General features: G+C 71.6%; 16 protein-coding genes. 4 read left to right on the top strand and 12 right to left on the bottom strand.

Annotated features, from left to right (window positions below; all coding sequences use genetic code 11):
- Positions 1–43 precede the first annotated feature (43 nt).
- The 4 genes from ACN20J_RS39455 to ACN20J_RS39440 all read right to left on the bottom strand — a co-directional run bounded on the left by ACN20J_RS39455 (position 44) and on the right by ACN20J_RS39440 (position 4519).
- Positions 44–1369, bottom strand: a complete 1326-nt coding sequence (locus ACN20J_RS39455; RefSeq protein ID WP_259333610.1) for an aspartate aminotransferase family protein — start codon at positions 1367–1369, stop codon at positions 44–46.
- On the bottom strand, positions 1366–2208 hold the full coding sequence (locus tag ACN20J_RS39450; RefSeq protein WP_361999178.1) for a nitrilase-related carbon-nitrogen hydrolase: 843 nt from the start codon (positions 2206–2208) through the stop codon (positions 1366–1368). The genes ACN20J_RS39455 and ACN20J_RS39450 overlap by 4 nt, the downstream gene beginning before the upstream one ends.
- 296 nt (positions 2209–2504) lie before the next feature.
- Positions 2505–4076, bottom strand: a complete 1572-nt coding sequence (locus ACN20J_RS39445; RefSeq protein WP_190227144.1) for a hypothetical protein — start codon at positions 4074–4076, stop codon at positions 2505–2507.
- 191 nt (positions 4077–4267) lie between these two features.
- Positions 4268–4519 (bottom strand): helix-turn-helix domain-containing protein, encoded by a 252-nt coding sequence (locus tag ACN20J_RS39440; protein ID WP_055614860.1) that lies wholly within the window; start codon positions 4517–4519, stop codon positions 4268–4270.
- Between the two features lie 83 nt (positions 4520–4602).
- Between ACN20J_RS39440 and map the strand changes: the two genes are divergently transcribed.
- Positions 4603–5370 carry a type I methionyl aminopeptidase gene (gene map, locus ACN20J_RS39435; RefSeq protein WP_189840862.1) on the top strand — a complete coding sequence of 256 codons (768 nt, stop codon included), beginning with the start codon at positions 4603–4605 and terminating at the stop codon, positions 5368–5370.
- Positions 5371–5434: 64 nt separating this feature from the next.
- Here the strand turns inward: map and ggt are convergent, their stop codons facing one another.
- On the bottom strand, positions 5435–7243 hold the full coding sequence (gene ggt / locus ACN20J_RS39430; protein WP_419667771.1) for a gamma-glutamyltransferase: 1809 nt from the start codon (positions 7241–7243) through the stop codon (positions 5435–5437).
- Between the two features lie 103 nt (positions 7244–7346).
- Here ggt and ACN20J_RS39425 point away from each other — a divergent pair, with 103 nt between their 5' ends.
- A complete protein-coding gene (locus tag ACN20J_RS39425) occupies positions 7347–8096 on the top strand; it encodes a hypothetical protein (protein WP_189840860.1) in 750 nt (249 codons plus the stop codon).
- Positions 8097–8213: 117 nt separating this feature from the next.
- On the top strand, positions 8214–9782 hold the full coding sequence (locus ACN20J_RS39420; protein WP_419667770.1) for an alpha/beta fold hydrolase: 1569 nt from the start codon (positions 8214–8216) through the stop codon (positions 9780–9782).
- 35 nt (positions 9783–9817) lie between these two features.
- Here the strand turns inward: ACN20J_RS39420 and ACN20J_RS39415 are convergent, their stop codons facing one another.
- The 3 genes from ACN20J_RS39415 to ACN20J_RS39405 all read right to left on the bottom strand — a co-directional run bounded on the left by ACN20J_RS39415 (position 9818) and on the right by ACN20J_RS39405 (position 11367).
- On the bottom strand, positions 9818–10039 hold the full coding sequence (locus ACN20J_RS39415) for a hypothetical protein (protein WP_190227141.1): 222 nt from the start codon (positions 10037–10039) through the stop codon (positions 9818–9820).
- Positions 10040–10055: 16 nt separating this feature from the next.
- The gene (locus ACN20J_RS39410; RefSeq protein WP_189840857.1) at positions 10056–10799 is read right to left on the bottom strand and encodes an amino acid ABC transporter ATP-binding protein; all 744 of its coding nucleotides are present in this window, start codon (positions 10797–10799) and stop codon (positions 10056–10058) included.
- A 127-nt stretch (positions 10800–10926) separates the two neighbouring features.
- Positions 10927–11367, bottom strand: a complete 441-nt coding sequence (locus tag ACN20J_RS39405; RefSeq protein ID WP_189840856.1) for a DUF6278 family protein — start codon at positions 11365–11367, stop codon at positions 10927–10929.
- Between the two features lie 209 nt (positions 11368–11576).
- On the opposite strand from ACN20J_RS39405, the gene ACN20J_RS39400 reads away from it, so the two are divergent.
- Positions 11577–13394 (top strand): SGNH/GDSL hydrolase family protein, encoded by a 1818-nt coding sequence (locus ACN20J_RS39400; protein WP_419667769.1) that lies wholly within the window; start codon positions 11577–11579, stop codon positions 13392–13394.
- 82 nt (positions 13395–13476) lie between these two features.
- Here the strand turns inward: ACN20J_RS39400 and ACN20J_RS39395 are convergent, their stop codons facing one another.
- The 4 genes from ACN20J_RS39395 to ACN20J_RS39380 all read right to left on the bottom strand — a co-directional run bounded on the left by ACN20J_RS39395 (position 13477) and on the right by ACN20J_RS39380 (position 18445).
- Complete coding sequence (locus ACN20J_RS39395) at positions 13477–14256, bottom strand: exodeoxyribonuclease III (RefSeq protein ID WP_189840854.1); 780 nt, start codon at positions 14254–14256, stop codon at positions 13477–13479.
- Positions 14257–14286: 30 nt separating this feature from the next.
- A complete protein-coding gene (locus ACN20J_RS39390) occupies positions 14287–14922 on the bottom strand; it encodes an MBL fold metallo-hydrolase (protein ID WP_419667768.1) in 636 nt (211 codons plus the stop codon).
- A 155-nt stretch (positions 14923–15077) separates the two neighbouring features.
- On the bottom strand, positions 15078–16367 hold the full coding sequence (gene pcaC / locus ACN20J_RS39385; protein WP_361999224.1) for a 4-carboxymuconolactone decarboxylase: 1290 nt from the start codon (positions 16365–16367) through the stop codon (positions 15078–15080).
- 179 nt (positions 16368–16546) lie between these two features.
- The gene (locus ACN20J_RS39380; protein WP_419667767.1) at positions 16547–18445 is read right to left on the bottom strand and encodes an SWIM zinc finger family protein; all 1899 of its coding nucleotides are present in this window, start codon (positions 18443–18445) and stop codon (positions 16547–16549) included.
- Between the last annotated feature and the right edge of the window lie 1260 nt (positions 18446–19705).

The following is a 19705-nucleotide window of genomic DNA, read 5'->3' as shown; positions in this document are numbered from 1 at the left end:
TTCAATCTTGCGTTGCTGAACGCTCCTCAGGGCCGACGCCTCGTCAGAACTGGCTGCCCCGCAGAGCGCGCTCCAGGATCGCGGCGCCCTCCTCGGCCTCCGCGACGGTGAGCGACAGCGGTGGGGCGATGCGCAGGACGCTGGTGTTGTGGCCACCGCCCTTGCCGATCAACAGGCCTCCCTCGCGGGCAGCTTCGAGCACGGCGGCCGCCGCGTCCGGATCGGCCTGGTCGGTGCCGGGCTTCACCAGCTCGATACCGATCATGAGACCCCGGCCCCGGACCTCCCGTACCCCCGGCAGTTGCGCCGCGATGGCCCGCAGCCGCTCGATGAGCAGGCCGCCGACCCGGCGGGCGTTGCCCTGGAGGTCGTGTTCCAGGAGGTACGTGAGGTTGGCGAGGCCCGCGGCCATGGTGATCTGGGTGCCGCCGAACGTCGAGATGGAGTTGGAGTCCAGGCAGTTCATGACCTCGGCGCGGGCGACGACACCGCCGATGGACATGCCGTTGCCGATGCCCTTGGCGAAGGTGAGTATGTCCGGCGGGCCGTTCTGGCCGTGCGCCTGCCAGCCCCAGAAGTTGTCGCCGGTCCTGCCCCAGCCGGTCTGCACCTCGTCGGCGATCCACAGGATGCCGCGCTCGTGGAGGACTTCGCGGAAGGCCGCGTACAGGCCGTCCGGCGGTGCGGTGAAGCCGCCGACTCCCTGGACGGGTTCGGCGATCAGGGCCGCGGGCGGGCGGACATGGCCGAGCAGGTCCTCCAGGTCGGCGACACAGGCCGCGATGAAGCCGGCGTCGTCGAGATCGGCGTACGGGCCGCGGGTGCGGACGCCGCCGTGCACGTACAGCGTCTGGAGGGGCGAGAGGCTGGTCGGTGACCAGCCCTTGTTGCCGGTGATGCCGACCGAGGTGAACGAACGGCCGTGGTAGCTGTTGCGCATCGCCAGGATCTGGTTGCTGCGGCGGTACGCGGTGGCCAGCAGCAGGGCCGTGTCGTTGGCCTCGGTGCCGGAGGTCGTGAAGAACACGCGCGCGTCCGGGATGCCCGACAACTTGGCGATCCGCTCGGCCAGGTCCACCATCGGCCGGTTCAGGTACAGCGTGGAGGAGTGGATGATCCGGCCGGCCTGCTCGCTGACGGCCTTCGTCACCTCGGGCAGGGCGTGCGCGGTCATCGTGGTGAGGATGCCGCCGAAGAAGTCGAGGTACTTGTTGCCCTCGGCGTCCCAGACGTGGCGGCCCTCGCCGTGGGTGAGCTCGATCGGGTCGGCGTAGTAGACGGCCAGCCAGTCGGGGAGGACGGACTGGTGGCGCTGGTACAGGTGCTTGGCCGAGCCGTGTGCCTGGCCCTGGGGTGCGTCGGTCGTCACGGCTGCACCAGCCCTTCGTACGCGTCGGGGCGGCGGTCCCGGTAGAAGGCCCACTGCTGGCGGACCTCCTCGACCAGGTCGAAGTCGAGGTCGCGGACGACGAGTTCCTCGCTCTTGTCGCTCGCGGTCTCACCGACGAACTGGCCGCGCGGGTCGACGAAGTACGACGTCCCGTAGAAGTCGTTGTCCCCGTACTCCTCCTCGCCGACCCGGTTGATCGCGGCGATGAAGTACTCGTTGGCGACGGCCGCGGCCGGCTGTTCCAGCTGCCAGAGGTGGGCGGACAGACCGCGGGAGGTCGCCGACGGGTTGTAGACGAGCTGCGCGCCGTTCAGACCGAGCTGGCGCCAGCCCTCCGGGAAGTGCCGGTCGTAGCAGATGTAGACGCCGACCTTGCCGACCGCGGTGTCGAAGACGGGCCAGCCGAGGTTGCCCGGTTTGAAGTAGTACTTCTCCCAGAAGCCCTTGACCTGGGGGATGTGGTGCTTGCGGTACTTGCCGAGGTACGAGCCGTCGGCGTCGATCACCGCGGCCGTGTTGAAGTAGAAGCCGGACTGTTCGACCTCGAAGACCGGGACCACGATCACCATGCCGGTCTCGCGGGCTAGCTCCTGCATACGGGTGACGGTGGGCCCGTCCGGTACCGGTTCGGCCCAGCGGTAGTGCTCCGGCTCCTGGACCTGGCAGAAGTAGGGGGCGTTGAAGACTTCCTGGAATCCGATGATCTTCGCACCCTGACGGGCCGCCTCGCGGGCGTGCTCCTCGTGCTTGGCGACCATGGATGCGGTGTCGCCGGTCCAGGTGGCCTGGACCAGAGCGGCGCGTACGACGTTGGCCATGAGCTGCTCCTTCGACGGGACGTCAGAGAGCTTCTACGCCCGTAGATGATGGGCGTAGAGCCCCGAAAGTAAGCGGAGGCGCTGCGCTGGGCAAGACCATCGTCGTTAACCGGCTGAGTCGATCTTGTTTCCTACCCCTGTGGGTTAGCCTCCGGCGGTTTGGAGCGCCTACCGGGGTGGATGGTGCGGGTCGTGGGCGGGTGCGGGTCGTCGTGGGCCGGTCGCGCAGTCCCCCGCGCCCCCTTTGCAGGCGGGCCGGGGCCTCGGAGGTGAACCCTTCCCCGGTCCGGGTCGGCTCACGCCGTGTAGCCCGCCACCCTCAGGGCGTGGATCAGGTCCCAGTGGCGTTGCTGTGAGACGCGGCGGGCCGCTTCGAGGAGGAGGGGGATGAGGCGGGGCGGGTCGGTCTCGACGCTGCGGGCGGCCTCTTCGGGGGTGCGGATGCGGACGTACGCATCCAGGAGGGCCCGGACCTCGCGGTGACGGTCCTCCCCGACCAGGCCCAGTACGGCCTCGCCTATTTCCGGGGCGGGGCGTACGACGCCCTGGCGGAGCATCTGGTCGCCGTCCGCGGTGCGTCCCGCCACCGCGAGTGCGTCGGCGGCGGCGACCAGGCGGTCGGCGGGCAGGGAGGCGGCCTCCCAGAGGAGGGTGGCCCAGTCGGCGCCGAGGCCCGCGCGGTGGAGCTCGGCGGCGAGGAGCGGGAAACGGGCGGCGGGCCAGTACGCGGCCTCGACCAGTACGGCGTGGGCCTCACCGCTGTGGCCCTCCCGCCGCAGCCGGACGAGCCGCTCGACGGTCTGGACGGTGGTCCGGCGCGCCTCGTCGTCCAGCGGCTCTCGCCGCGCCTTCGGTCGCGCGGGCTCCTCGGCGACTCCGGCGAAGCGGGCCCCGCGCAGCGTGGGCTCCGCGGTGGACGGCACGGGCATGGCCGGTACGGCAGCGGCGGCGTCCTCGTCCATCATTCCGGCGAACCGGGCGCTGCCACGCGCACGGCGCTTCGAGCGCTGCTTGGGGGCGCGGGCCTTGGCGGGCTCGGGAGGCTCGGGGGCCGCCGCCTCGTCCTCCTGGGCGGCCGTGGGGTGCGGGGCGGCCTCGGGGGCGGGTGCGGCGGCCTGCCAGCCGCTCTCGGCCGCCTGTCTGGCGGCCTCCCCGGCGGCCCGGTCCGCGGACGCGTCGCGCCAGAGGTCCGGCCAGTCGTCCTCCTCCGGCGCGGGGCGCTGCGGGCCCCCGCGTCCCGTGGACGGCCCATCGCTCCCGCCGGCGCTCCGGCCGGTCCGGGGCTCCTCGTCCCAGAAGACGTCCGTACCGATCTCGCCGGGCGGGATGGTCAGCGCTCCCTGCGCCCGGCCGCCGACCGCGCGTCGGTCCAACTCGTCCATGCGGGAGCGGAGTTCGGCACAGCGGGCGGTCGCGCGGTCGTGGTCGTCGCGGGCCCAGGCGAGGTCGATGCGGTAGGACTCGGCCTCTTCCGGGCCGGTGGCCGTACGCAGTGAGCGGCCGAGTTCGGAGAGCCGCTCGGCGGCGTAGCGCTGTTCGCGGAGCATGACGTCGAGGCGGTCGCTGAGGGCGTCACGGCCACCGGGCCGCCCGTCGTACGCGGCCAGCGACGCGCCGTGCAGTGCCCGCGCCCGGTCGGACTCCTGGGCGGCGGCCCGGTCGCCGAACTCGGCGGCGACGTCCTGGAGGAGTGCCTGTACGACGTCCCAGGGCGGCACCTCCGTACCGTCCAGACAGGCCCGCATCCCCTCGGGGTCGCGCTGCCAGAACACGCCGCACCAGCCGCCGCCCTGGTCGAGCCGGGACAGCAGACCATTGAGATATTGCGCGAACTCCCGCACCTGGCCCGGGAGTTGTTCCACCGCCATTGCCTTCACCCCACGCCAGACTGGAGTACTCCGGTTCGATAGAAAACACCGTTCGTGTTACGGAATGGCTACAACGAGTTTTCGACCCGGACGCAGAGTGCGGTTACTGACCCGGACTGTGACGTGAGGGGCCCCAACACGAGGGATTCCGACGTAAAAAGCCCAGGACTTGACGGGGCGTCATCTGTGCGTCACGCCGGGGCGAGTGCACAAGTGCCCGCGATCTCGTCCATCGAGAGGCCCAGCACCCGCGCCAGCGCGGCCACCGTGAAGAAGGCGGGGGTCGGCGCGCGGCCGGTCTCGATCTTGCGGAGGGTCTCGGCGGAGATGCCCGCGCTCGCGGCGATCTCCACCATGCTGCGGCCACCGCGGGCCTCACGCAGCAGCTTGCCGAGCCGCTCGCCGCGTTCGTGCTCTTCGGGGGTCAGCGGGGTTCGCACCATGCGCCCACCCTAATACCGGCGACCGTTATTTGAATAGGAGGGTGGAGGCCGGCGCCCACACCTCGACCGGTATAGTAATTGGCATGGTGGAACTGAAGACGGACACGTCTATCGACGCGATGTACGAAGCGGGCCAGGTCGTGGCCCGCGCCCTCACGGCGGTACGGGAGGCCGCCGGCGTGGGTGTCTCGCTCCTGGAGCTGGACGAGGTCGCGCACCAGGTCCTGCGGGACGCGGGCGCAGGCTCGCCCTTCCTCGGCTACCGGCCCTCCTTCGCCCCCGTGCCCTTCCCGGCCGTGATCTGCGCCTCCGTGAACGACGCGATCGTGCACGGCATCCCGACCGGCTACCGGCTGCGCGACGGCGACCTGGTCTCGATCGACTTCGGCGCCGAGCTCGGCGGCTGGGTGGGCGACTCGGCGATCAGCTTCGTGGTCGGCACACCGCGCCCCGCCGACCTGCACCTCGTCGAGACCGCCGAGCGGGCCCTCGCCGCGGGCATCGAGGCGGCCGTCGTCGGCAACCGCATCGGCGACATCGCGCACGCGATCGGCACGGTGTGCCGCGAGGCGGGGTACGGCATCCCGGACGGCTTCGGCGGCCACGGAATAGGCCGCCGCATGCACGAGGACCCGCCCGTGCCGAACGAGGGGCGGCCCGGCCGCGGCCTGCCGCTGCGGCACGGCATGGCCCTCGCCATCGAGCCCATGCTCATCGCCGGCGGCACCGACGAGTACCACGCCGCCGCCGACGGCTGGACCCTCCGCACGAACGACGGCACCCGAGCGGCCCACGCGGAACACACGGTGGCCATCACGGACGCGGGGCCGCGCATCCTCACGGCCCGCTGACCACCTTCTGACCTCCTGCCGACGCCTCACGGACCCGACCCCTCACGGATCCAACCGCTGCGGTCTACGGCGCCGGCCGCACCACCATCGCCGACCCACCGCCCCGGCGTACGGTCTCGGCCGCCGCCAGCCACTTGCCGTTCGGCAGGCGCTGGACGCCGGTCGCCGCGCCGATCTCCGGGTTCTGCCGGAAGCCGTGACCCAGAGACTCCAGCTGGGCCCTCAACGGGCTGTTCCACAGGCCCGGTTCGAGCTCGGTGGTCGTCTGGTTGCGCTGGCTGGCACGCGGGGCGGCGATCGCGTCGACGAGCGGGAGGCCCCGGTCGACGAACCCGGTCAGCGTCTGCAGGACCGTCGTCACGATGGTCGCGCCGCCGGGCGAGCCCAGTGCCACCACCGGCTTGGCGTGGGCGTCGAGGACGATGGTCGGCGAGATCGACGAGCGCGGACGCTTGCCCGGCCCGGGCAGGTTCGGGTCGTGCACGGCCGGGCTCGCCGGTGCGAAGGAGAAGTCCGTCAGCTCGTTGTTGAGGATGAAGCCCCGGTCCGGGACGGTGATCCCGCTGCCGCCGGTCTGCTCGATGGTGAGGGTGTAGGCGACGACGTTGCCCCACTTGTCGGCCGCCGTCAGATGCGTCGTGTTCTCGCCCTCGTACGTCGTCGGCGCGGCCGTGCCACCGGCCGAGCACGCCGCCGGATCGCGCGGATCCCCGGGCGCCAGCGGGCTGGTCAGCACCGCGTCGTCCTTGATGAGGCACTCGCGCGAGTCGGCGTACTTCTGTGAGAGGAGTTCCTTCGTCGGTACGTCCTCGAAGGCGGGGTCGCCCACCCAGCGGCCCCGGTCCGCGAAGGCGATCCGGCTCGCCTCGATGTAGCGGTGCAGGTACTGGACGTCCGTGGCCTTCGAAAGGTCGGTGTTCTCAAGGATGTTGAGGGCCTCACCGACCGTGGTGCCGCCGGAGGACGAGGGCGCGATCGAGTAGACGCCCAGTCCGCGGTACGAGGTCTTCGTGGGCGCCTGCCGCTTCGCCTCGTACTTCGCCAGGTCCTTCAGGGACAGCTCGCCGGGGCGCGCGTTGTAGCCCGAACCCGGGTCCACCGGCGGCTTGTTCACCGTGTCGACGATGTCCTTGGCCAGCTTGCCTCGATATAGCGCGTCCACGCCCTTGCGGCCCAACTCCTCGTACGTACGGGCCAGATCGGGGTTCTTGAACGTCGAGCCGACCACCGGCAGCGAGCCGCCCGGCAGGAACAGCTCGGCCGTGTCGGGGAAGTTCCGGAACCGCGCCTCGTTGGACTGGGTCTGCGAGCGGAACGTGGCGTCGACGGTGAACCCGTCGCGCGCGAGCCGCTCCGCGGGCTTCAGCAGCGAGCCGAGCCGCTTGCTGCCCCAGCTGTCCAGCGCCTTCTGCCAGGTGGCGGGCGTCCCGGGCGTGCCCACGCCCAGTCCGCTGGTCACGGCGTCGGCGAACGGGATCGGCTGGCCGTTCTCCAGGAAGAGCCCCGAGTCGGCCGTCAGGGGCGCCGTCTCACGGCCGTCGATGGTCCGCACCGTACGGGACTTGGCGTCGTAGTAGACAAAGTAGCCGCCCCCGCCGATGCCCGACGAGTACGGCTCGGTGACGCCGAGCGCCGCCGCCGTGGCGACGGCCGCGTCCACCGCGTTGCCGCCCTTGCGGAGGATCTCGATCCCGGCGGCCGAGGCGTCCGCGTCCACGCTCGCGACGGCCCCGCCGTACCCGACGGCCACCGGCACCTTCTCGGCCGGGCCGGAGCCCCCGGAAGGTCCCGAAGAGGGCGGCGCCGCCCCCACCGACATCACCGCTGCCGAAACCGCCACCACAGCCAGACTCCGCGCGCCCGAGCGCCCCATCCGTACCTCCAGTTAACGACCGTCTGCGCAGCGTAACTCCTGGACATGGCCGCGTCAGGTCCCTCTCGAACACCGGTGCAGGTGCCCGCTAGCATGCGCGCCCATGAATGACGACGTGCGCAACATCGTCCTCGGCGTGGTCGCCGCCGGCCTCAGCGCCGCGCTGGGCTGGCTCGCCCGTACGTACCTGTGGAAGCGCAAGCTGCGCCGCAAGCAGGCCTTCTTCGGCCTGCCCGACAACTCCGAGTCGCTCCTGGTGGTCAACCGCGAGGCCGGCGGCGCGGAACTCTCGGTGATGCGCCATGACGTCTTCGCGCTGCTCGAACTCTCCGCCCTGATCAAGGACTGCGGCGCCCACGCCCAGGTCGTCGCGCACGACGCGGCGCAGCAGGGCTTCGGGGAGCGCACGGAGTTCTGCGTGGGCGGGCCGTCGTCGAACCGGCGCATGGCCGCGCATCTGCACTCGCTGCTGCCGGGGATCCGCGTCAACGTCGACCCCGAACCGGGCCCGGACCGCGGTGCGTTCCAGATAGGCAGCGAGCGCTACCGGCTGGAGCCCGGCAAGGGCGAGTACGTGATCCTCGCCCGGCTCACGGCGGGCAACACGGCACGGCCCGTCTTCCTCTTCTGCGGCCAGCGAGCGATCACCAACCAGGCGGCGACCCGCTATGTCGCCCGCAACCACGAACGGCTGGCCCGCAAGCACGGCAACAACTCCTTCGTGATCCTCCTGAAGGTCGTGAACTCCCAGGCGTACGGGCCGGATGTCGTCGAGCTCGTCGCGGACGTCACTCGCGCCTCACAGACCCCACTGCCTGCGGTTCCCGCACGGAGCACGCACCGCGCCTCCTAGGTTCCAGCACATTTCAACAATCGTTACTCGTGCGTAACTTACCGACGGGTTACTTGCGGTAAGGCAACGAGGTTACCGTCGGGTCACTTTGGCACTTACACGTGTGAGGAGTGACCTGTGGGACACCCGCGCAAGGCCCTGCGTACCACCGCCGTAGGCGCCGTCTCGGCGACACTGATCGCCGGCACGGCTCTCGGGCTCGCCCCCGCCGCGCAGGCGGCGCCCGCCGCTGTCAGGTTCGTGGACATCACAGGGGACGGCGGAACCGTCCTCAAAGCCAATGTCGTCATGCCCGCGAACGCCGACGCCTCCCGCGCCTACCCGCTCATCGTGCTGCCCACGAGCTGGGGCCTGCCCCAGGTCGAGTACCTCGCCCAGGCCCAGAAACTCGCCGACTCCGGCTATGTCGTGGTCAGTTACAACGTGCGCGGCTTCTGGCAGTCGGGCGGAGAAATAGAAGTAGCAGGTCCACCCGACATAGCCGACGCCTCGAAGGTCATCGACTGGGCGCTCGCCAACACCCCGTCCGACGCCCGGAACATCGGCATGGCGGGCGTCTCGTACGGCGCCGGCATCAGCCTGCTCGCCGCCGCGCACGACAAGCGCGTCAAGGCCGTCGCGTCCCTCAGCGGCTGGGCCGACCTCATCGACTCGATCTACTCGGGCCGCACCCAGCACTCCCAGGCCGCTGCCCTGCTCAACGGCGCGGGCCAGATCACCGGCCGCCCCAGCGCCGAACTCCAGCAGATCTTCAAGGACTTCTTCGCATCCAATCTCGACAAGGAGCACGAGCTGATCGCCTGGGGGAAGAAACGTTCCCCCTCGACCTACGTCGACCAGCTCAACAAGAACGGCGCGGCGATCCTGCTCGCCAACGGCTGGGGCGACACGATCTTCCCGCCCAACCAATATGCCAAGTTCTACGAGCGGTTGACCGGCCCGAAGCGACTGGAGTACCGGCCCGGCGACCACGCCACCGCCGAGGTGACCGGCCTGTTCGGGCTCCCCAACGACGTGTGGACGGACACGAGCCGCTGGTTCGACCACTACCTCAAGGGCGTGGACAACGGCATCGACCGTGAGCAGCCGGTCCAACTCAAGTCCCGCTCCACCGGCGGCTACGAGGGCTACCCGGACTGGAAGTCGGTCGGCGCGACACGCAAGAAGATCGCCCTCTCGGGCTCCACCACGATCCGCGCGAACGTCAACTCGGGCGCGGACGGCGGGATCATCTTCCTCTCCAGCATCCTCGACCAGCTCGCACAGCTGCCACCGGTGGCCTCGATCCCGCTGCTGCCCCGCCGGTACGCCGCGGTCTGGCAGTCGGAGAAGTACGCGAGCGCCCAACGGGTGCGCGGCACCACGAAATTGCACACAACCCTCACGAGCACCAAGGAGAGCGGCACCCTCGTCGCGTACCTCTACGACGTGGGCCCGCTCGGCCTCGGCAAGCTGGTCAGCAACGCGCCGTACACCTTCCACGGGCAGACGCCCGGCAAGCCGTTCGGCGTCGACCTGGAGTTGTTCTCCACGGCCTACGACGTCCCGGCAGGGCATCGACTCGCCCTGGTGGTCGACACGGTCGACCCGCTCTACATCGAGCACAACCCGACCGGCGCGCAGCTGACCTTCTCCTCGCCCGCGGCCGACCAGTCGTACGTGTCGGTACCGCTGCGCGAGCAGTGATCTCCGGCTGCTGCCGGGCGGGCCATTGCCCCTCGCTACCGCGTGCCCGGCAGCAGCGTCCCTGGTTCGGCCGGGGTGGTGTCCACGGCCTCTGTCCCCATCACCACGGCAGTGAACGGCATATCGTAGTCGAGGTTCGGCGTGGTCGGCCCGTCGCCCCGGAGGGACTTCGCACCGGATCCGGGCGCCGGAATCAACTCCGTTCCGTGGACGTGGAGTTGGGACGGGAACGAGAGTGGCGGCGGGAATGTGATCATGATCTCGCTCCCCCGCTCAGTGCTTGAGGATCTTCGAGAGGAAGTCCTTGGCGCGGTCGCTGCGCGGGTTGGTGAAGAACTCCTCGGGGGTGCGGTCCTCGACGATGCGGCCGTCGGACATGAAGACGACACGGTTCGCGGCCGAGCGGGCGAAGCCCATCTCGTGGGTGACGACCACCATGGTCATGCCCTCGCGCGCGAGTTGCTGCATGACCTCCAGGACCTCGTTGATCATCTCCGGGTCGAGTGCCGAGGTCGGCTCGTCGAAGAGGAGCGCCTTGGGGTCCATGGCGAGGGCGCGGGCGATGGCCACGCGCTGCTGCTGGCCGCCGGAGAGCTGAGCGGGGTACTTGGGCGCCTGCGAGACGAGGCCCACGCGGTCCAGGAGTTCGAGCGAGCGCTTGTCGGCCTCGGCCTTCTTGCGGCCACGCACCTTGATCTGACCGAGCGAGACGTTCTGCAGCACCGTCTTGTGCGCGAAGAGGTTGAACGCCTGGAAGACCATCCCGACCTCGGCGCGGAGCGTGGCGAGGTCCTTGCCCTCCTCCGGCAGCAGCTTCCCGTCGAGCTTGATCTCCCCGGAACGGATCGTCTCCAGCCTGTTGATGGCCCTGCACAGAGTCGATTTCCCCGACCCCGAAGGGCCGATGACCACGACCACCTCCCCCTTGCCGACGGTGAGGTTGATGTCCTGTAGGACATGCAGCTCCCCGAAGTACTTGTTGACGTCACGCAGCTCGATCAACGGATCGACGGCCATCCTCAGCCCTACCCACTCTCAGCTGTGTCGCGATTCCCGCAAGCTATCCACACAAGAGTGGAGTTAATACCCGACACGCACTTTTCGGGCATTAGCCGTATTTAAGGCGATAGCCGGGGCCTGAACCTTACGCTTCCGCGACCTCGGCGTACAGCTGTGAGAGTTCGGGCGCACCGCTGGCCGCCCACTCGTGACCGATGGACACCACGTCGAACTCACGGCCGGAGGCCAGTCGTACGACCGGCTCGCCGCCCGGCCAGATCTCCCAGACGGCGCCGGGGACCGTGCGCACGATGACCGTGCCGAGATAGAGGCCGGCGTCGTTGCCCAGCCAGGGCAGGCTCTCCTCGTCGTCCCGCCAGCGCGGCACCAACTGGTCCAGCGCCTCCAACGAGGCTGCGGAGTCGTCGAGTTCGACCCCCGCCTGATGTGCCTGGGAGCGCAGCAGCTCGCACTCGGAGAGCAGTTCGGCCACCCCCTCGCGGTCGCTCTCACTGTCGGAGAAGACCGCGACTCCTCCGGCAGGGCCCCGCTTCTTGCGCCAGTTGCCCAGGAAAGGGATGTTCATACACCCAGCCTGTCATCCCTATCGCCCGGCGCACCACAGGGCACGCGGAACGCCTGTTCCCAGGGAGTTCGCGCCGAGTTCGCGCCCGGATCATTGACGAGTCCCTGCCGCCTCTTTAGCTTCACGGTGCATCTGTCACCTCGTCGGCGAACCGTGCCCGAGCGGTTCGTGAGCCGTTGGTCCGTGAGTCGTCAGTGGGAGGAGTCGGTGTGCGCCGACGTGTCTGGGGTACGGCCGTCGTTCTCGCTCTGCTGTCGGCGGCGGTGACGGTTCCCGCGACGGCCGCCACGGCTGCCACGGCCGAGTCGCCCGCAGGGTCCGAGGTGGCCGCGCTGCCCGCTGCGCCCGCCAAGGAGAGGCCGTTGCCGCTGGAGCGGCACTTCGACAACACCGCCGTCAGCGACGACGCGCGGCCCGGCGAGGCGGACTTCGACGGCTCGGGCGGCTCCCTGTCGGCGCAGGACCTGACCGCCGCGGGCTGGACGCCCGGGCGCTCGCTGACGGTCCAGGGCGCCCAGCTGACCTGGCCCCGCCGGACCGCGGGCGAGCCCGACAACGTACGCGCCGACGGCCAGTCCGTACGGGTCGCAGGCCGTGGCGACGCGCTCGCCTTCCTGGTGGCGGGCACGGGCGGCGGCGAGGAGAGCGGTACGGGCGTGGTGCGGTACGCGAACGGCTCGCGCTCCTCGTACCGGCTGACCGCGTCCGACTGGCGCGGCGGACCGCTCGCCACCAAGGCCGTGGCCCTGCCGCACATCAACACCCCCGGCGGCCAACTCGCCGAGAAGGCAAGGCTGTACGTCGTCACCGTGCCGATCGTCCAGGGGCGCGAGGTGGCTTCGGTGGAGCTGCCGCGCAACGCCGACCTGCATGTGTTCGCACTCTCGGTGCGCACCGACTCCCGTGGCTGGACCGGGAGTTGGGCCGCGTCGGCCTCCGGCTACACGGCGGTCGGGCAGTGGACGGACCGGACGCTGCGGCTCGTGGTGCACACCTCGACGGGCGGGCCGCGGGTGCGGATCCGGCTCGACAACACCTTCGCCGCCACGCCCGTACGGATCGGCAGCGCGACGGTGGCCGTGCAGGCGTCCGGCGCGAGTCCGCGCAGCGCGCCCGTGCCGCTGTCGTTCCGGGGTGCGGCGGGCACCGAGATCCCGGCGGGAGCACAGGCGTTCAGCGATCCGCTGGCCTTCGACGTGCCCGCGGACGCCAATCTCCTCGTGAGCTTCCATCTGCCCGGGACGGTGACGGCGGCGCCCGTGCACAGCCTGGCCGTCCAGACGTCGTACGTCAGCACGCCGGGCGACCATGCCGGGGACGGCGGCCCGGACGCCTACACCTCGACGATCACCACCTGGCCACTGCTGACCGGTGTCGACGTGGGCGGCGGGCCCGGATCCGTCGTGCTGCTCGGCGACTCGATCACGGACGGCGAGAAGTCGACGCGGGACGCGAACCGGCGCTGGCCCAATGTGCTCGCCGCGCGGCTGCTGAACCAGAATGTGGTCCCGCGCTATGGGGTCCTCAACCATGGGATCTCGGCGAACCGTGTGGCGAGTGACCGCTACACCGGCGACGGGGTCTCCACGGACACGGGTGGTGTGAGCGCGCTGCACCGCCTGGACCGGGACGTCCTCGCCCAGACGTCGGCACGTACCGTCGTCGTCTTCCAGGGGGTCAACGACGTCCGCTGGGGAGCGAGTGCGGAGCAGGTCGTGGCCGGGCTGCGGGAGATCTCCGAGCGGGCGCGTGGGCGCGGGCTGCGGGTGCTGGTCGCGACGATCGCGCCCTGTGAGGGGGAGGCGCGGTGTACGGCTGCCGTTGACGCCCAGCGTGTCGCCGTGAACCAGTGGATCCGGTCCGGGGCCGGGTCCGGGTTCGACGGGGTGCTCGACTTCGATGAGGTGTTGCGGGATCCTGCGCATCCCGCGCGGATGCTTCCCGCCTATGACAGCGGGGATCATCTGCATCCGGGGGATGTGGGGTTGGCCGCGCTCGCGGAGTCTGTGGACCTGAAGCTGCTGTAAGTGCCTGGCACTTCGCTGCAGGTCGTAGCTGAGTGCGGGCCGTCTGTGGCCGGGCCCGCAGTTCCCCGCGCCCCTGAAGGGTCTACACGTCCAGGTCGACCACAACAGGCGCGTGGTCCGAGGCGCCCTTGCCCTTCCGTTCCTCTCGGTCCACGTACGAGTCGGTGACCGCCTTGGCGAAGGGCTCGTTGCCGTAGACGAGGTCGATGCGCATACCGCGGTTCTTGGGGAAGGCGAGCTGGCGGTAGTCCCAGTACGTGTACGGGTGGTCGTACTTGAGGGGGCGCGGGACGACGTCCGAGAGGCCGGCCTCGCGCAGGGAGGTGAGGGCGGCGCGCTCGGCCGGGGTGACGTGGGTGAGGCCCTCGAAGGCGGCCACGTCGTAGACGTCGTCGTCCGTCGGGGCCACGTTGTAGTCGCCCAGCACCGCGAACGGGCGGCTGCCGGTCGCATCGCCCGCGACGGCCGCCTTCAGGGCCTCGAACCACTGGAGCTTGTACGCGTAGTGGGCGTGGTCCACCTCGCGGCCGTTCGGCACGTAGACCGACCAGACGCGGACCGGGCCGCAGGTCGCGGAGACCGCTCGGGGCTCCTCGGCGCCGTCGTAGCCGGGGTCGCCGGGCAGGCCCTTGACGACGTCTTCGAGGCCTACGCGGGAGATCACCGCGACGCCGTTCCACCGCCCGGTCGCATGGACCGCCGCCTCGTAGCCCAGCTCGCGCAGCTCGGTGACCGGGAACTTCTCGGCGGCGACCTTGGCCTCCTGGAGGCACAGCACGTCCGTGCCGCTGCTCTCCAGCCAGGCCAGCAGCCTCGGGAGGCGGGCGGTGATCGAGTTCACGTTCCAGGTCGCGATACGCATGCCACACAACCTACCGGGCGCCTCTGACACTCAGAGGTCGGCGGTCTCCCCCGGTGCCAGCCGCAAGTGCTCGGAGCCGCCCAGAGCGCCGATCTGGCGGTCGTAGATGGGGCGCGCGAGGTCGGTCAGCAGGGCGTCGTGGATGTCGTACGCGCGCTGTGGCTCGACCTCGCGGACGTAGTCGATGACCTCGGAGATCTTGCTCCAGGGGGCCATGACGGGGAGCATCAGCGTCTCGACCGGGTGGTCCGGGACGGTGAGGGCGTCGCCGGGGTGGAAGACGCGGCCTCCGTCGACGAGGTAGCCGACGTTCGTGATGCGCGGGATGTCCGGGTGGATCACGGCGTGCAGTTCGCCGTGGACCTGTACGTCGAAGCCCGCGGCGGTGAAGGTGTCGCCGTGGCCGACGGTGTGGACGCGGCCCGGGAACGCGGCCGAGAGCTCGTCGGCGACGGACTTCAGAGTCCAGATCTCCGCGTCCGGGTTGGCCGCGAGACCCGCCCGCAGATGCCCCTCGCTGAAGTGGTCCGGGTGCTCGTGGGTGACGAGGATCGCGTCCACACCGACCGCGGCGTCCTCCTCGCTGAAGACGCCGGGATCGATGACGAGCGAGCGGCCGTCCTTCTCCAGGCGGACGCAGGCGTGCGACTTCTTGGTGAGCTTCATGGTTCCCATCCTGCCTCCGGGCGGGGGCGCGGGCTCACTCCAGGGGGCGCGCTCCCGGATTCTCACACCTGCTTCTCATCCCGGGCGCTCCGCTCCTGGCGCCGGCTTCTGGAACCGGCCTCTGGAGGCCGGCTCGAGGGGCTCGCTCCTCGTGCTCACTCCTGGGGTGTGGTCTCCTCGCGGATGACCTGCTGGGCCACCTTGAAGGCGCTGTTGGCGGCCGGTACGCCGCAGTAGACGGCCGCCTGGAGGAGCACCTCCTTGATCTCGACCGGGGTGAGGCCGTTGCGGAGGGCGGCCCGGGTGTGGAAGGCGAGCTCGTCGAGGTGGCCGCCCGCGACCAGGGCGGTGAGCGTGACACAGCTGCGCGAGCGCCGGTCGAGGCCGGGCCGGTCCCAGATCTCGCCCCACGCATAGCGGGTGATGAACTCCTGGAAGTCCCCGGAGAACTCGTCGGCCTGCGCCAGCGCGCGGTCCACGTGCGCGTCCCCGAGCACCTCCCGGCGGACCTTGATGCCCGCGTCGTACGGGTCGGGTCTGCCCAGGACCGCCTCGGGCTGCGCAGCGGGGGCGATCTCGGCGACGGGCGACATCTGCTGCGGCGCGGCCACGACCGGGCTCGCCTGGGGCACCACGACCGCCATCTGTCCGGTGGACGAGTCGTAGGCGGGCTGCTGCCAGGCGGTGGAGAAGTGCCGTACGAGAAGGTCCGTGACGGCTGCGGGCTGTTCCACGGGGACCAGGTGCGAGGCGCCGGGTACGACGGCGAGGCGGGCGTCCGGTATTCCGGCGACCAGGGTGCGGGCCTCGGCGGGGCCGGTGACCTGGTCGTCGGAGCCGACCAGGACGAGCGTCGGCACCCCGATCCGGCCCAGTTCGCCATGGATGTCGAAGGAGGCGAGCGCCTCGCACGCGGCGATGTAGCAGCCCGGGTCCGTGGTGCGCACCATCTGCACGGCCCACTCGGTGATCGCGGGCTGCGCCGCGGCGAAGCCCTGCGTGAACCAGCGCTCCGGGGACGTCCGCGCGATCGGGTCCAGACCGTTCGACCGTACGATCACGCCGCGCTGCCGGAACTCGTCCGCCGTGCCGAAGCGCGGTGAGGCCGCGATCAGCGTGAGCGAGGCGAGGCGCTCCGGGCGGCGCAGCGCCAGTTCGGCTCCGATGGCACCGCCGAGCGCGCAGCCCGCGTACCCGAACCGCTGGACGCCGAGCCCGTCGAGCGTGGCGAGCAGCCGCTCGGCGAGCTCGGTGACGGAACCGGCCGGGTAGGCGGGCGCGCCGCCGTGTCCCGGCAGGTCGAAGCGGAAGACCCGCCATTGCTTGGCCAGCTCCGGGACCTGCCGGTCCCACATGTGCCAGGTCGTACCGAGCGAGGGACCGAGGATGAGCACGGGGGCGTCTTCCGGGCCGTCGAAGCGGTACTGGAGGGCTGGGGACTTCATCTCACTCACCGCTCCACGCTAACTTCCGCACCTGTGGTCACGGAAACGAGCCCGATTTGTCCACGCGGCCTGCACGGAGCCGCCACATGTCGTACGCCGGGCCGGAGGGCAGGTCAGCGGAGCGTTGCCGCCCTCCGAAGGCTCGGAAAAAAAGTTGGGGGCGCGCGAAACGGTTCGCGCTACAGGTCGGTCGGGGAGCCGAGGCCCGTGAGGGCGCCGACCGGGTCGAGGTCGGGGGTGCCCCTGGGCCACCAGTCGTCGTGGCCCGGTTCCGACTCGTAGGCGTACCAGAGGCCGTCGTGCCCCAGTCGGAGCTGTATGTGGCCGCGGGGGTGGGTGAGGTGGTTGTGCCAGGGGCGGAAGGCGGGGAAGTCCGCGGCCAGGAGGAGCGGGCGGGCCCGGTCGAAACGGCCGGCCGGCGGGTCCCAGGGCTCTTCGAGGACGGCGAGCCCTTCCAGTCCGCCCTGCCGCCAGGCGGCGACCGCCCGCGCCAACTCCGCCGGGGTACGGCCCGCGGCGGTCGCCAGGGACGCGTACAGGGCGCGGGTCGTGGCGGTGAGGCCGGAGCCGGGGCGGGTGGCCGCGAGGCGGACTGCGTCCTGCCAGAGGGTCAGCTCCGCCACGGGGTCACGGCCCGTCGTGAGCATCGCGTGCGCGCGGGCCGCCGCGTCGGTGGCCAACTGGTCCAGTGCGAACGGGTCCGGGCCTCCCGGCGACGCCGGGTAGACCGGGGGCTGCTCGGGATGCGCGGGCGGCGGCAGCGGGGCCGGGAGCGGCGGCAGTGTGCGGGGCGCGAGGGCTTCTGCGGCTCGTACGCCGGGGAGTGCCGGTTCCTGCTCGGCGCGGGCCGAGCGTGCCGCCAGGGTGGCGCTGCGGCGGGACAGCGCGTCCAGCAGCTCGCGTTCGCCCCGGCCGCGGGACAGGAGGAGGACGAAGGGGTCCTCGTCCAGCAGCCGCGCCGTCTGGTAGCAGAGCGCCGCCGCGTGTTTGCAGGGGTGGCCGGAGTCGGGGCAACTGCACTGCGGTACGAGGTCCCCCGGGCCGGGGAGCAGGCCCACTCCGCTGTCGGCGAGTGACTGGGGCAGGTCCTTGTCGAGCAACGCCGCGATGTGCCCCGGCCGTTCGGCCGCGGCGTCCAGGAACCGCTCCCAGTCGTCGTCCGAGAGCGTCCGCATCCGGATCTGCACGCGGTACGGCCGCGGTCGGCTCCCGTGCACGTACGCGAGTACGAGCCCGGGTGTGACGGTGATGGCGTCCACGTGCCCCGCCCGCGCGTACGCCTTGCCCCGTCCTAGCCGTGCCGCGTCCAACGCCACGTCCTCCAGCGCGGCCACCCACGCGTTGCCCCACCACGTCTCGGCGAACCCGTCCGCGCCCTGTGGCCGCGCGGGGAGCGCGGGGAAGGTCCGGCGCAGCTCGCCGTCGCGGCCCGGGGCGGCCATGGAGCGCGGGGGCGCTGCGACGGGGAGTTGGGTGGGGGCGGGGGTGACACCGGCGTGGGGTGCGGGTGTGGGGGTGGCGGTGGTGCTGGGGTCGAGTTCGGGCTCGGCGTGAGGGCTGCGGGCCGCCCTGGCCATGGCCGCCCGCACGGTGTCGGCGATCGAGCCGCCGACGGGGGCTGCTGCCGCGTTGGAGGAGGTGGGGGTGGGAGTGCGATCGGAGGTGGGGGTGGGTGCGGGCTCGCGGGCAGGAGCGGGGGCGGGCCCGCGCCTGGGCTCCGACCTCGGCGCCGGCCCGAGCCCGGGCTGCTCCGGATCCGGCTCCGGCTCCTGTCCCCGCTTCGGCTCGGTGGACGGCGGCTGGTCGTCGACCGAGACCTGGGCGGTGTCGGGCGCCGCGGTGGCGGTGTCCGTGTCAACGGGCCCTGTGGCGGCCGGGGTCGGCCGACCGGCGGGCCGACCCGCGGGCCGGTCTTCGGGGGTGGGAACGGCGCCTGGAGACGTGCTGCCCGGTGCGGCGTCGGGTCGCGTCGGTCGCTCTTCGGACTCCTCCCTCTCCAGCCGGGCCGTCAGGTCGAAGGCGTCGCCCAACCGGTCGGCCAGCTCCCGGACCTGTGCCGCGGCGCGGCGGTTCGCCATGGTCGGACGGGACGCTGGAGCGCTGGACTCGGCACCTCCACGCCGCCTGCGGCCTTCGACTCCCTTGTCCCGGGCGGCAGTTCGTTCCCGCTCCGCCTCAATCCTCGCGGCACGCAACGCCTCACGGGCCACGTCACCGGGGCGTGGGGATCCTGCCGCCGCGTCGGGTCGCCCGGGCGGCGACGACTCGACGTCCGGCTCGGAACCCTTGCCGCCACCAGCGTCCGGTGCGCCATGCGCGTCCGGCGACCCTTGCACGTTCGAGGGCAGCTGAGTGTCCGGCTCCCCCTGCGCGCCGGGTGTCCCGGATACGCCTGGCGTCCTCTGCACGCCTGGCGCATCCGGCCTGCCCTGCGCCCCCTCCGACCGCGCCCCCTCAGTCCGCGCCCCCTCAGTCCGCGTCTCCTCCGCCCGCGGGGCAGTACCGCCACCCATGCGACCGGCCGCACGCCGCAGCGCCTCGCGCGCCTTGTCACCCGGCCTGGGCCCCGACGATGCGGTCCCTTGGGCGGCTCCCCCGGCCTTTCTGGGCTCCGCAGGGCGCGCGTCCGCCTTGATGGAGTCCCTCGCGCCGGCCCCCGGCCCTCCACCATCTCCCCGCCGAGCCGCCCGCAAGGCACGCCGAGCGGCGTCGGCGGGCCGGGACTCACTGACCTGGAGGGCCTCACCGGCTGAGGGCGCGTCACCGGCCGAGAGCGTCCCGCTTGCCGGAGACGTCTCGGAGCCGGGCGAGTCCGCCTGTTCCGGCTGGTGTAGTTGTTCCCGCTCGTCCGGCCGATCCGGCTGGTCCGGCCGACCCGGCCGACCCGGCTGGTCCGGCTGGTCCCACTGGCCCGGCTGGCCCGGCTGGTCCAGGTGGTCCGGCCGATCCCGCTGGCCCGGCTGATCGGGCTGGCCCAGCTGGTCCGACCGGTCCGGCTGATCGGGCTGGCCCGGCCGACTCGGCTGCTCCGGCCGATCCGGCTGCTCCCACGGACCCGACTGGTCCCGCCGATCCAGGTGGCCCGGCCAGCCCGACTGCTCCGGCCGGTCCTGCGGACCCGGCTGGTCCGACCGATCCCGCTGGTCCGACCGATCCCGCTGATCCGGCTGGCCCGAATGATCGGGCCGACCCGACTGCTCCGGCCGATCCGGCTGTTCCCACGGACCCGACTGGTCCCGCCGATCCAGCTGGCCCGACCGATCCCGCTGATCCGGCTGGCCCGACCGATCCCGCTGATCCGGCTGGCCCGAATGATCGGGCTGCTCCGGCCAATCCCG

Origin of the sequence: Streptomyces sp. 2-1 (assembly GCF_048564895.1) — a bacterium.
Classification (GTDB): domain Bacteria; phylum Actinomycetota; class Actinomycetes; order Streptomycetales; family Streptomycetaceae; genus Streptomyces; species Streptomyces phaeochromogenes.
Note: the sequence above shows the minus strand (reverse complement) of the source record. Positions and strands in the feature narration are given on the sequence as shown.

Excerpts from the sequence above, each read along its gene's own strand:
- ACN20J_RS39450 (WP_361999178.1), bottom strand. The coding sequence starts at position 2,208 with ATGGCCAACGTCGTACGCGCCGCTCTGGTCCAGGCCACCTGGACCGGC.
- ACN20J_RS39445 (WP_190227144.1), bottom strand. The coding sequence starts at position 4,076 with ATGGCGGTGGAACAACTCCCGGGCCAGGTGCGGGAGTTCGCGCAATAT.
- ACN20J_RS39440 (WP_055614860.1), bottom strand. The coding sequence starts at position 4,519 with ATGGTGCGAACCCCGCTGACCCCCGAAGAGCACGAACGCGGCGAGCGG.
- map (WP_189840862.1), top strand. The coding sequence starts at position 4,603 with ATGGTGGAACTGAAGACGGACACGTCTATCGACGCGATGTACGAAGCG.
- ggt (WP_419667771.1), bottom strand. The coding sequence starts at position 7,243 with ATGGGGCGCTCGGGCGCGCGGAGTCTGGCTGTGGTGGCGGTTTCGGCA.
- ACN20J_RS39425 (WP_189840860.1), top strand. The coding sequence starts at position 7,347 with ATGAATGACGACGTGCGCAACATCGTCCTCGGCGTGGTCGCCGCCGGC.
- ACN20J_RS39415 (WP_190227141.1), bottom strand. The coding sequence starts at position 10,039 with ATGATCACATTCCCGCCGCCACTCTCGTTCCCGTCCCAACTCCACGTC.
- ACN20J_RS39410 (WP_189840857.1), bottom strand. The coding sequence starts at position 10,799 with ATGGCCGTCGATCCGTTGATCGAGCTGCGTGACGTCAACAAGTACTTC.
- ACN20J_RS39405 (WP_189840856.1), bottom strand. The coding sequence starts at position 11,367 with ATGAACATCCCTTTCCTGGGCAACTGGCGCAAGAAGCGGGGCCCTGCC.
- ACN20J_RS39395 (WP_189840854.1), bottom strand. The coding sequence starts at position 14,256 with ATGCGTATCGCGACCTGGAACGTGAACTCGATCACCGCCCGCCTCCCG.
- ACN20J_RS39390 (WP_419667768.1), bottom strand. The coding sequence starts at position 14,922 with ATGAAGCTCACCAAGAAGTCGCACGCCTGCGTCCGCCTGGAGAAGGAC.
- pcaC (WP_361999224.1), bottom strand. The coding sequence starts at position 16,367 with ATGAAGTCCCCAGCCCTCCAGTACCGCTTCGACGGCCCGGAAGACGCC.
- ACN20J_RS39380 (WP_419667767.1), bottom strand. The coding sequence starts at position 18,445 with ATGGCGAACCGCCGCGCCGCGGCACAGGTCCGGGAGCTGGCCGACCGG.